At 65.9% G+C, this 11,015-nt stretch carries 9 protein-coding genes; 2 read left to right on the top strand and 7 right to left on the bottom strand.

Going from position 1 to position 11,015, the window contains the following annotated elements; translation table 11 throughout:
- Positions 1-82: 82 nt before the first annotated feature.
- From JJT62_RS14115 to rpsO, 4 genes are all read right to left on the bottom strand, one after another.
- Positions 83-1,156, bottom strand: a complete 1,074-nt coding sequence (locus JJT62_RS14115; protein ID WP_202073415.1) for an AI-2E family transporter — start codon at positions 1,154-1,156, stop codon at positions 83-85.
- A gap of 194 nt (positions 1,157-1,350) precedes the next feature.
- Positions 1,351-1,914 (bottom strand): hypothetical protein, encoded by a 564-nt coding sequence (locus tag JJT62_RS14110; protein ID WP_202073414.1) that lies wholly within the window; start codon positions 1,912-1,914, stop codon positions 1,351-1,353.
- 69 nt (positions 1,915-1,983) lie between these two features.
- Entirely contained in the window at positions 1,984-4,137 is a 2,154-nt protein-coding gene (gene pnp, locus JJT62_RS14105; RefSeq protein ID WP_202073413.1) for a polyribonucleotide nucleotidyltransferase, read from the bottom strand.
- A gap of 246 nt (positions 4,138-4,383) precedes the next feature.
- Positions 4,384-4,653, bottom strand: coding sequence for a 30S ribosomal protein S15 (rpsO, locus tag JJT62_RS14100; protein WP_202073412.1), 270 nt, complete (start codon positions 4,651-4,653; stop codon positions 4,384-4,386).
- 183 nt (positions 4,654-4,836) lie between these two features.
- On the opposite strand from rpsO, the gene JJT62_RS14095 reads away from it, so the two are divergent.
- Entirely contained in the window at positions 4,837-5,487 is a 651-nt protein-coding gene (locus tag JJT62_RS14095; protein ID WP_370568561.1) for a hypothetical protein, read from the top strand.
- On the opposite strand, the gene JJT62_RS14090 is transcribed toward JJT62_RS14095, so the two are convergent.
- The 3 genes from JJT62_RS14090 to JJT62_RS14080 all read right to left on the bottom strand — a co-directional run bounded on the left by JJT62_RS14090 (position 5,488) and on the right by JJT62_RS14080 (position 9,647).
- Positions 5,488-7,263 (bottom strand): sodium:solute symporter, encoded by a 1,776-nt coding sequence (locus JJT62_RS14090; protein WP_202073411.1) that lies wholly within the window; start codon positions 7,261-7,263, stop codon positions 5,488-5,490.
- Positions 7,264-7,540: 277 nt separating this feature from the next.
- The gene (locus JJT62_RS14085; protein ID WP_202073410.1) at positions 7,541-8,197 is read right to left on the bottom strand and encodes a pyridoxamine 5'-phosphate oxidase family protein; all 657 of its coding nucleotides are present in this window, start codon (positions 8,195-8,197) and stop codon (positions 7,541-7,543) included.
- Between the two features lie 79 nt (positions 8,198-8,276).
- The gene (locus tag JJT62_RS14080) at positions 8,277-9,647 is read right to left on the bottom strand and encodes a diguanylate cyclase (protein ID WP_202073409.1); all 1,371 of its coding nucleotides are present in this window, start codon (positions 9,645-9,647) and stop codon (positions 8,277-8,279) included.
- Positions 9,648-9,884: 237 nt separating this feature from the next.
- Here JJT62_RS14080 and JJT62_RS14075 point away from each other — a divergent pair, with 237 nt between their 5' ends.
- On the top strand, positions 9,885-10,943 hold the full coding sequence (locus tag JJT62_RS14075; RefSeq protein ID WP_202073408.1) for an RluA family pseudouridine synthase: 1,059 nt from the start codon (positions 9,885-9,887) through the stop codon (positions 10,941-10,943).
- Positions 10,944-11,015: the final 72 nt, after the last annotated feature.

Genomic DNA, 11,015 nt, shown 5'->3' with positions numbered 1-11,015 from the left:
TGGGGGCCGGATTCCCGGTCGGGCTTTCAGCCCGCCGGGAATGACAGGCGCCAACGCGAGTTTGTCAACGGAGAAGACTCTATCACTCCTCATGCTGCTCCGGACCGCTGCGACGGCGCCAGAATTCCAGCATGAGCGTCGTCATCGTGAATGCGATCGGGCCCAGGATCAAACCATGGGCGCCGAAGAGTTGAAGGCCGCCGAGCATGGCGACGAAAGCGGGCGCCGTGTGCAGCCGCAGGGTTTCGCCGACGAGCAAGGGACGCACGACATTATCCGCCGTCGAGATGACCACGCCGCCCCAAAGCGCAAGCGTGATGGCGTCGGCCCAGCGATCCTCAAGGAAGAGATAGATCGTCGCCGGTATCCAGATGACGAAAGAGCCGAGCACGGGGATGATGGAGATGACGCCCATCACGACAGCCCAGAGCGCGGGCGAGGGGAAGCCGAGCCACCAGAACATGAAGCCGCCGAGCGCGCCTTGCAGGGCCGCGACGGCGAGCGTGCCGAAGATCGTCGCATGAATGGTGTCGCGCACGCGTATGATGAGCTTGCCCGTCTCTACATTCGAGAAGGGCGAGAGACGCACGAGGGCGTCGAGACCGGTGCGCCGGTCGCGCAAAAAGAAGAAGAGCAGATAGAAGGCGAGAACGAGGGTGATCGCCTGGCCGGTCGACTGCTTGAGCAGCGACGCGCCGATGTTGGTGAGGAATTCGCCGATCCGGGCGGCGATGGTCGGCGCATCGACGCGCTCGCCCAGCCATTTCAGCCAAGGATGCGCGTCGAGAAACGCGCCCCAGTTTCCCTCGGAAACGGCCTTCTGGATGTAAGTCACGCCGGCCAGCGCCTCGGCGATGAGGCGTTGGGAGATGAACAGCAAGGGCGCGACGATGATGAGCGCGACGCTCGTTACGGACAGCGCCGCCGCGGTATTGGGGCCGACACGAGATTCGAACCAGCGATGCGGGCGCACGAAGAGCACAGCCAGCACGAGCGCCCAGGTGAGGCTCGCAAAGTAAGGCTCGACGATCAGCGCCGTGACAATCACGAAGAGGGCGGTGAAGCCTAGCCGGACGAGAAGATAGACATCGATCGGCTCGCCGCCGGTGGTGAGCTCCACGAGCTGCGCCTCTTCCACTTTTATTCGATCCGCCATCGGCCCCTCCGCAGTGTCGGGCCCTTTAGATAAGGCGTCTCGGGCGTGGGCAAACGCGCATGTTGCCTGCGATCTGCCCCGGCGGCGCAGGCGAGCTTCGTCGAAGCTCGGAAAATGTGGCTAAAACTCTACTGCTGCGGCTGCGCGTGTAATGGGAGGCGCGCGCCGGCGCAATCCGGCGCGCGCATTCATTTTCAGAACACGCATTCTTTCGGCAGCGCGTCCTCGGACCAGCTCTCAAGTTTCTTCGCGGGCGTTTTGACTTCGATCGCCTTGCCGTCGCGCTTGCCTTTGCCGCTGAGGAAATTGAGATCGCAGCTATGGGCGGCGTTGGGGTCGAGCGTGTCGTAGGATTCGCGCGTGAGGCCGGCGACGACGAAGTCCTTGTTGCGATAGACGACCGTGAGCGTCTGGGTCCAGCGGTCTCTACCGACGCCGGTGTTTTCCGACTTGATCAGCAACGAGCCCCTGGCGGTCGTCTCCAGCGACGGGCGCGTGCCCCACATGCCGCCGCTCCAGGCCACGCTCTTCTTTACGAGCGCCGCCTTCAGCGGCTTCGTGATGTCCCGCGCCGGTTCGAGATTGAGATAGAGGTAAAGATCGGCCCCGGAGTCGCCGTTCTCGACCAGAACGGCGCGGTCCGTATTGCCGTCCGTGAAGGACAGCGTCTTGGAATCGAGAACGGTGGAGAAATCGGGTTCGGCCTGCGCCGCTCCCGCAAGGCATACCGTCGCCGCTATCATAACCAGTCTGCGCATTATTGCCCCCTCAAAGAAAAGCCGCCCGAGTTATCGGGCGGCTCGATGTTCAAAACTGTGCATTAGCGCTCACTCGCCATTGGCGGCGGCCGCTTCCTTCTCGGCCTTTTCCTTGGCCTCGAGGTCTTCGCCCGTCTCCTGATCGACGACGCGCATGGAGAGGCGCACCTTGCCGCGATCGTCGAAGCCGAGGAGCTTCACCTTCACGCGGTCGCCTTCCTTCACCACGTCCGTCGTCTTCGCAACGCGCTGCTTGGAGAGCTGCGAGATATGGACGAGGCCGTCCTTGGCGCCGAAGAAGTTGACGAAGGCGCCGAAGTCCGCGGTCTTGACGACCGTGCCTTCATAGATCGCGCCGACTTCCGGATCGGAGGCGATGGATTTGATCCAGTTGATCGCCGCCTTGATGGAGTTGCCGTCGCTGGAGGCGACCTTCACCGTGCCGTCGTCCTCGATGTTGATCTTGGCGCCGGTCTTCTCGCAGATCTCGCGGATCACCTTGCCGCCCGAGCCGATGACGTCGCGGATCTTGTCGGTCGCGATCTTCAAGGTCTCGATGCGCGGCGCGAATTCGCCGAGCTCCGCGCGCGAGGTGGTGATGGCCTTGGCCATCTCGCCGAGGATGTGCAGGCGGCCTTCCTTGGCCTGGCCGAGGGCGACGCGCATGATCTCTTCGGTGATGCCGGCGATCTTGATGTCCATCTGCAGCGAGGTCACGCCGTTCGACGTGCCCGCCACCTTGAAGTCCATGTCGCCGAGGTGATCCTCGTCGCCGAGAATGTCGGAGAGCACGGCGAAGCGCTCGCCTTCCAGAATCAGGCCCATGGCGATGCCCGCCGTCGGCGATTTGATCGGCACGCCGGCGTCCATCAGCGCCAGCGAGGTGCCGCAGACCGTCGCCATCGACGACGAGCCGTTGGACTCGGTGATCTCCGAGACGACGCGCAGCGTGTAGGGGAATTCGGCCGCGGCCGGCAGCATCGGGTGCATCGCGCGCCAGGCGAGCTTGCCATGGCCGATCTCGCGGCGGCCGGGCGAACCCATGCGGCCGGTTTCGCCGACAGAGTAGGGCGGGAAGTTATAATGGAGCAGGAAGCGCTCCTTATAGGTGCCCTCGAGCGAATCGACGAACTGCTCGTCCTCCGCCGTGCCGAGCGTGGCGACGACCAGCGCCTGCGTCTCACCGCGGGTGAAGAGCGCCGAGCCATGGGTGCGCGGCAGCACGCCGACTTCGGCGACGATCGGGCGCACGGTCTTCACGTCGCGGCCGTCGATGCGAATGCCCGTGTCGAGGATGTTCCAGCGGACGACCTTGGCCTGCAGCTCCTTGAAGACCTCGGCGACTTCTTCCTTGGTGAAGTTCGTCGCTTCGCCCTCGGGGAGGAGCTCGGCCATGACCTTCGCCTTCACCGCGTCGACGGCGGCGTAGCGCTCCTGCTTCACGGTGAGCTTATAGGCGGCGCGCAGCTCGGCCTCGGCGATCCGCGAGACGAAAGCGGCCACTTCCGAACGATCGGGAACGACCAGGTCGCGCGGGTCCTTGGCGGCGCGCTCGGCGAGGCGGATGATCGCGTCGATCACCGGCTGGAAGCCGCGGTGGCCGGTCATCACCGCCTCGAGCATCAGCTCCTCGGAAAGCTCCTTGGCTTCCGATTCGACCATCAGCACGGCGTCCTGCGTGCCGGCGACGACGAGATCGAGTTCGGAGAGCTTCATCTCCTCGATTGTCGGATTGAGCTTGAGCTGGCCGTTGATATAGCCGACGCGCGCGCCGCCGACGGGGCCCATGAAGGGCACGCCCGAGAGCGTCAGCGCGGCGGAGGCCGCGACCATGGCGAGGATGTCCGGATCGTTTTCGAGGTCATGCGACAGCACGGTCACGATGACCTGGGTGTCGCAGCGGAAAGCGTCGGGGAAGAGCGGACGGATCGGGCGGTCGATGAGGCGGGAGATCAGCGTCTCACGCTCCGAGGGACGGCCCTCACGCTTGAAATAGCCGCCCGGGATGCGGCCGGCAGCGAAGGCCTTCTCCTGGTAATTGACGGTCAGCGGGAAGAAGTCCTGGCCCGGCTTCGGGGCCTTGGCGGCGACGATGGTCGCGAGCACGGAGGTCTCGCCCCAGCTCGCCAGAACGGCGCCGTCGGCCTGGCGGGCGATCTTGCCGGTCTCGAGGACGAGCTTGCGGCCGGCCCAGTCGAGTTCTTCGCGGTGGACTTGGAACATGTGTGATCTTTCTCTGACGAAGCCGGCGCTTCGTCATGAGCAAGACGGCGAGAGGCTGCGGGTTTCAACGCCACGCAGCGTCCGGCGATCCTGCCATGACGGGTTTGCGCCGGTTTGTTGGCGACGGCCCCATGCCGGCGCCCGATGGACGGCGAGCCTTCAGGCTCGCAAATTTCAGCGAGCCTGAAGGCTCGCGGTCCAAAAATGCGAAAGCGGCGCGGGCGCGCCGCCTTCGCGAGGCTTAAATCAGCGGCGAATGCCGAGCCGCTCGATGAGGCTCTTGTAGCGGGGTTCGTCCCGCTTCTTGACGTAATCGAGGAGCTGGCGGCGCTGGGAGACGAGCTTCAGCAGGCCGCGACGCGAGTGATTGTCCTTCACATGCGTCTTGAAGTGCTCGGTGAGATTCACGATGCGCTCCGTGAGGATCGCGACCTGAACCTCGGGCGAGCCCGTGTCGTCCGCCTTGGTGGCGTATTCCTTGATGAGCGCCTGCTTGCGCTCGGCAGTGATCGACATCCGTCTTTCCTTTTTGTTGGAAGTATCCCGCAGGGAGAGGCCTTGGCCGGGATGTCGTCCAGCGAGGTCGATCCCAAACGGCGCCGCCCGGCGAGGCCGGGCGTGCGTGCGCCTTATAACAGAAACGAACGGAAATGATAGAGGGTGGCAAGAAGCGGGCCAGCGAGATCGAGGGCCCGGACCGTGCGCGAGCGCATGGAAAGCTTCGCCGAGGGGCGTATCCTGCCGCAGGATGTCGACGGGAGAGTATTTATGGAGCCTATCGGGGGCAGGCGAGCCGCAGCGTTGATCTTCCTTATTCTCTCGGTTGCATCTGCGAGCGGGCAGGAAGCGACGTCGGCTTACACAAAGATCGACATCGAAAAAGATTGCAAGCATCGCCGGGGCGTCGCGCCCGAGGATTACGGCGACTGGCGCTGCATGGGCTATGCGGGCGTGCCGATCTGGCTCGGCGCCGGGGACCAGCGCATGTATGTGAGCTTTGGCGCCAAGGCGAGAGACGAGCCGGCGGCGGGCCAGACGCTGGCGCCCTTCAATGACTTCTATGAGGGGACGATCGAATGGCGCCTCGCGGGAGGCAAGCCCTTCGCGACGATCATGCGCTGGAACTACAAGGCGCCGGCGGAAACAGACAAGCGGACGACAAGTGGGCGCGCGCTGGTGGTCACGCGCCTGCCGCCAGGGCCAGTTTGTCATGTGGGCTATGTCGATGCGCGCGCGAACGCCGACGCCAATGCGCTCGCCCGTGAGATCGCCGATAAACACGCGCGGGATTTCGTCTGCGGCACGGACAAGCCGGTCGTCCTCGGCAAGGCGGGCGCCGAATTCAGATAATCAAGCGCCCTTGTCCGGCGTGACGATCTGCCCGTCGCCGCGCAGCACGCGCCGGACGAAGGCGACGGCCGCCGGCTTCTCCTCGCGCGAGGCGAGGCCGGAGAGGACGCCGGCTGCAAGTCCCAGCGTGGCGCCGGCCAGAGCGGCGAGCGCATAGGCCTCGATTTTTCGGGCTGGTCCCTCGAGCAGCAGGGCGGCCGCCAATCCGGCGCCGCCGCCGAGCAGCGCCGCCAAAGCTTCGCGATCGGCGGCGCGATTCCAAAAGGCCAGCGCGAGGGAAGGGGCGACGCAAGCGGCGGAAATCCCGAGCGCCAATCCGATCAGCCCGCCGGGCGTCACCATCTGCGTCGCGCTCGCGACATAGCTGCCGGTGGCGACCACGATGAGGGCCAGCCGCGTAATGGCGAGGCGGCGGCTGGTGAGATCGACCTCGCCGCGCAGCCGGTAGAGCGCGTCATGGCCGACGGCGGCGCCGCAGGCCTGGAGCCCGACGGCGGCCAGCGCGAGGCCGAGGCCGACGATCGCCGAGGCGAGAAGGCCCGACGCCGCGGCGCCGAGTCCCGCCGCGCCGGGAAACGCGCCCAGGAGATAATCGCTGTCGAGCGGCCGCACATCCACGGGGCGAAGCGGCGTTCCGGGCGGAATCTTCTCCGCCGCGCAGGCGCGCAGGGCTTGGGACGGCGTGTTGACCTTGGCCCCGCAGATCTCGACCAGTCCGCGCCCGCTCGCGGCGTAGACGGACTCCGGCAGGCGCTCGACCGTCTGGCCGGACACACTTGCCGCTAGGCTCACCGCCGAGACGGCGACAGCGGCGGCGACAAGCAGCGCGAAGATCAGGCTCCAGGCGAGGGTCGCCACGCCCGAAGCGCGCGCCGACTCGTTGTCCTGCGTCGTCACGGCGGGGGCGAGAACCGGCGCCAGCGCCACAACGCCCATGGCGATTGCGATAGTCGCGCCGAGCTCGACGCCAAGCCCGGCGGGCGCCGGCATGATCCGCCATTCCGACAGGAGGCTGGCCGCCTCCGGCCAGCCGCCGCCGCCCAAGAGGTCGACCGGCAATTCGCCGCGAAAGCCCAAAGCGGCGATGGGCCAGCCGAGGCCGAGCAAGGCGACGCCCGCCGCGGCGGCGGCCGCCCAGATGGCGCCGCCCAATCCCCCCGGGCCCGCGATGAAAAGTCCTGCGCCGGCGATGGTGAAGGCGGCGAAGGCGCGGCTGGCGCCGCTCAGATCGACGAGGGCGTCGACCGCCATCTGCCCGCCCGCGACGGCGAGCAGGCCCGAGGACAGCGCGACCGCCGCGATCAGCCCGAAGCGCGGGGCGGCGGAAGGAAAGCGCGCGGCGAGAAGCCCGGAGACGGAGAACACGCCGGTCTTGCGCAGCAGTGGCCCCAAAAACAACGCCGCGCCGGCGAGCCCGAGAAAGGCGCCGGCGACGACGCCCACGCTCCAGGAACGACCGGCGAGCCGGGTCGCGAAGGGCAGCAGCAGCGCGACGGCGATGGCGGCGTTGGCGAAGCCCGCATAATTCGCCGGAACCGCGCGGCCGCCCGCATAATAGAAGGAGACCCGCATCGAATGGAGCAGGAAGCCGAGCGCGGCGAGCGCCAGGACCGTGAACCAGGGCGGCGCCGCCGCCACGAAACGCTCCGGCGCGCCGACGCGGTCGAGCAGGGCCGCGAAGCCATAGGCAAGGAGGAAGCCCGCGGAGACGAAGGCGATTCGCGAATCGAGATTGGCGCGGTCGAACAAAACGGCTTCGCCTGGGCGCTCTCTCATTTTTGGTCTCTCGCTCTTGGGGCGAGGGGAGAGTAGCGGAGCCCGGGTGAGGGGGGAAGGAGCCCTTACTGGGAAACCGGCAAATAGCGATCTCGCGCGGCTAGCCCAATACCTCCCCTTTACGGGGAGGTCGGCGGCCAAAGGCCGCCGGGTGGGGTTCGCGCCGCAACGACATAGTTGGGGTTTTGCCCACCCCACCCGACCCCGCTCACGCGGGGCCACCCTCCCCGTAAAGGGGAGGGATGGGATCACGCCCGGCGTTTCGCCTGGAAATCCGTCACCCCTCGCCGCGCTGAATCAACGCCCCATAGGCTTCGAAATCCAAGACCCCGCCGGCGGCCGCGACTTTCTCCCGGTCATCGGGGCGTAGGGCCTCTTGCGCCACATCCAGCCGCTTCCAGCCGGGCAGCGGCGACTCTCCCGCCGCGTCGGGCAGATATTTCGAGTCGGCGACCTTCTGGTGCGGATGGATATAGCGGGGGCAGTTCACCCAGATCGACTCGACCGCGACCTCGACGACGAATTGCGCGCCGGGGAAAGCGGCAGCCGCCTCCGCGTCCCGCAGCAATTTGGCCTCGCCTTGCACACGCAGGCGATTGGGGGTCACGAAGTCGATGAAGAGCAGCCCGACCTTGCTGTTTTCGGCGATGTTGCCGGCCGAATAGAACATGCCGTTGCCGTCGAACCACGGAAAAACAAGCGACTTCGGCCCCGTGACGCGCACGAAGCCCGTTGCGCCGCCCTTGTAGGAGACGGTCGGCCGGCCGGCCGGGTCGATGCTGGCGAGAAAGAACATGTCGCGCGATTCGATGAAGCCGATTTCATGCGGCGCGAATTCGCCGTGCATCACGCCGCCTTCCATCAAGTCGGCCAAACGGCGCGAATCGAACGCGTCCTGGAGCTCGCGATGGGCAGGGCCGTAAAAATTGGACATTTTGATTTCTCTCTTCAATGACTTCGAAGAGAGTAACGGGGCGCGCGAGAAATCGTCAAACCGCTGTGCGTCGCGCCATTCAGACCGCGAGCACGCATTTGTTGCGGCCGCCGTTCTTGGCTGCGTAGAGCGCTCTGTCCGCCCGCGCGATGAGGCGCTGATAATCCGGATGCCCGTCATAGGCCGCAACGCCGATGCTGACCGTAAGCGAAAGCTTGGTCGTGTCCGAGATCGCGATGGGCTCCGCCTGGATGGCGGCGCGGACCTTGTTGGCGACGCAGAGCGCCTCTTGGGCGGTCAGCTCCACGCAGACGATCAGGAACTCCTCGCCGCCATGGCGGAAAACGAAATCCCCGCTTCTCACATTTTCGATGAAGACGCCCGCCACATGCTGCAGGACGTGATCGCCTGCCTCATGGCCATAGGTATCGTTCACGCTCTTGAAGTGGTCGACGTCGAGCAGGAGCGCCGCGAAGGGCTTGCCGGTGTTCCTGCTGATCTCGATTTCACGGGCAAGAACCGTCGATTCGAACCGCCGGCTCAGCAAATGCGTCAGCGCATCGCGGCCGGATTCCAGATTGATCTGCCGCTCGAAGAGCGTTTCGATAATTTCCCGGATAAGCCGGGTCTCTTTCGACACGAGATCGATGACGCGCTTGACCTCTTCCTGGGAGGCGCGCGGCGCATCGGGCGATTGCAAAAGCGCCAGATCGCGGTCGATCCGTTCCGTCGCCTCGACAATCTCGAGAAACTCGCCGTCGGCCGGGAAGATCGAGTTTGCCTTGTGCCTCAGCCAAAGGCCGAAGCCCGATTGTGAGATCGGCGTGAGAGCCTTCTCGCCCGAGCTAACCACCAAAGTGTGCAGCAGCTCATTTTCCCAACTGAACAGGGCCGCGCGCTGACGCTCCCGCTCGACCGACATATTCGCGCTGGCGGCGTAATTGCGGTACGCCTCGTCCTTGCGCGCCTCGGTCTCGCTCGATGCGTAATATTGATGCGCCGCGATTTCGAGGGCCATGTCTATCCGCTCGACGGAGATCTTCACGGCTTCGAGATGGTCGGGGTTGATCGCGTTGCCGAGCAGCGCGTTGATGATCGTCTGCTTGAGCAGACGCATCCCGCGCATGACCAGTTCGAGCGGGATCCCGATGCGAGCGTGCACCGCGCCGAGCTGACGCTGGGCGGCCACCAGTTGGGGGAGAGCCGACGGCTCCCAATTCATCAGAATATCGTCGATCCAGCGCCGCATGGTTTCGCTCAGACGCTCGACCATCCCCTCACCGGAGAGAAATCCGTGCGCATCGGGGTCCTGCAGCATTGCCGTGTAGAAGGTCGCCGCGAATTCGCGCGCATGACCTTCGCAGAGCGCCACCAGCAATTGCTTCGCCGCCGGCGAAGCCTCTTGCATCAACTCGGCCCATCTCGCTTCAATCAGGCTTTCGGTTTTCATGGCCCGCCCAGGCGGCCTTGGACGCGCCTTCGGAAGAAGGCGGTTGCCGCAACCCTTGCATGCGGCTCGAATATTAATTCCTGCCTAAGGCGAGGGCAAAAACGCGAGCTTACGGCGACGACGGTCGTCGGACCCGCAGCTTTTCGACGCGCCGAGCGCCATCGACAGGCGGCGCGGATTGTCCGATAAGGCGGCGATGCATGCAGTTTCGAAACATATGCGACCGGGAGCCGCCCGATGAGCGCGCCGGAAGCCAAAGCCGCCGGCGTGACCACGACCATGGTCACCGAGGACGAAGCGGGGATGCGCGTGGACCGCTGGTTCAAGCGGCGCTACCCGTCGCTCGCGCTCTCCCATCTCGCCAAAATCTGCCGCAAGGGCGAGGTGCGCGTCGACGGCAAGCGCGTCGAGACCTCGACGCGGCTGGAGGAGGGCCAGAAGGTCCGCGTGCCGCCGCTCAAGATCGAGGAGCCCGCGAGCCCCGCCGTCAAGCGCGCCAATCCCGAGGACGCGCGGGCGCTCAGCGAGATGACCCTCTTCGAGGACAAGGATTTGATGGTCCTCGACAAGCCCTTTGGTCTCGCGACCCAGGGCGGCTCGGGCCAGAAGCGCCATATCGACGGCATGCTCGAATCGCTGGCCAAGGGGGATTCCCGGCCCGTGCTGGTGCACCGCCTCGACCGCGACACCTGCGGCGTGCTGCTCGTCGCCAAGAACCGGCGCATGGCGGCCGACCTCGGCGAGATTTTCCGCTCGCGGCAGGCCAAGAAAATCTATTGGGCGCTGGTCGAGGGCGTGCCGAAGCCCGCGCAGGGGCGGGTCTCGCTCTATCTTGCGAAGGGCGCAGGGATGGAGAAGACGCGCGGCGCCGGGCGGGATCTCGAAAAAATGCGGGTCGCCAAACATGGCGAGGCCGACGCGCAACATTCGCTGACCTATTACGCCATTGTCGACAAGGTGGCGCCGCGCTGCGCCTGGCTGTCGATGAAGCCGCTGACCGGCCGCACCCACCAATTGCGCGCCCATGCCGAGGCGATCGGCCATCCGATCTTCGGCGATCCCAAATATGGCCATCGCCCCGAGGACGAGGTGCGCCGCCGCGATCCGTTGCGGGCCATGCCCGACGGGCTGGAGCGCAAGCTGCATCTCCTGGCCCGGCGCCTCGTGCTGCCGCATCCCAAAGGCGGCGTGCTCGATGTCACCGCCCCTTTGCCCGACCATATGAGGAAGAGCTGGGAGCTCTTCGGCTTCGATGTGAAGCAATATGACCCGATCGAGGATGCGCCGGACGCGTAGCGCCCCCTCCCCAACCCTCCCCCGCTCACGCGGGAGAGGGGGCACATCGTAGCCTTCAGCAGGGATGCCGAT

Origin of the sequence: Methylocystis sp. Sn-Cys (assembly GCF_016745395.1) — a bacterium.
Lineage (GTDB): Bacteria > Pseudomonadota > Alphaproteobacteria > Rhizobiales > Beijerinckiaceae > Methylocystis > Methylocystis iwaonis.
This window is presented reverse-complemented; position numbering and strand designations above follow the sequence as displayed.

What these genes read in the sequence shown, in the direction of transcription:
- pnp (WP_202073413.1), bottom strand. Translation starts at nt 4,137, where the DNA reads ATGTTCCAAGTCCACCGCGAAGAACTCGACTGGGCCGGCCGCAAGCTC.
- JJT62_RS14110 (WP_202073414.1), bottom strand. Translation starts at nt 1,914, where the DNA reads ATGCGCAGACTGGTTATGATAGCGGCGACGGTATGCCTTGCGGGAGCG.
- JJT62_RS14080 (WP_202073409.1), bottom strand. Translation starts at nt 9,647, where the DNA reads ATGAAAACCGAAAGCCTGATTGAAGCGAGATGGGCCGAGTTGATGCAA.
- JJT62_RS14090 (WP_202073411.1), bottom strand. Translation starts at nt 7,263, where the DNA reads ATGAGAGAGCGCCCAGGCGAAGCCGTTTTGTTCGACCGCGCCAATCTC.
- JJT62_RS14085 (WP_202073410.1), bottom strand. Translation starts at nt 8,197, where the DNA reads ATGTCCAATTTTTACGGCCCTGCCCATCGCGAGCTCCAGGACGCGTTC.
- rpsO (WP_202073412.1), bottom strand. Translation starts at nt 4,653, where the DNA reads ATGTCGATCACTGCCGAGCGCAAGCAGGCGCTCATCAAGGAATACGCC.
- JJT62_RS14075 (WP_202073408.1), top strand. Translation starts at nt 9,885, where the DNA reads ATGAGCGCGCCGGAAGCCAAAGCCGCCGGCGTGACCACGACCATGGTC.
- JJT62_RS14115 (WP_202073415.1), bottom strand. Translation starts at nt 1,156, where the DNA reads ATGGCGGATCGAATAAAAGTGGAAGAGGCGCAGCTCGTGGAGCTCACC.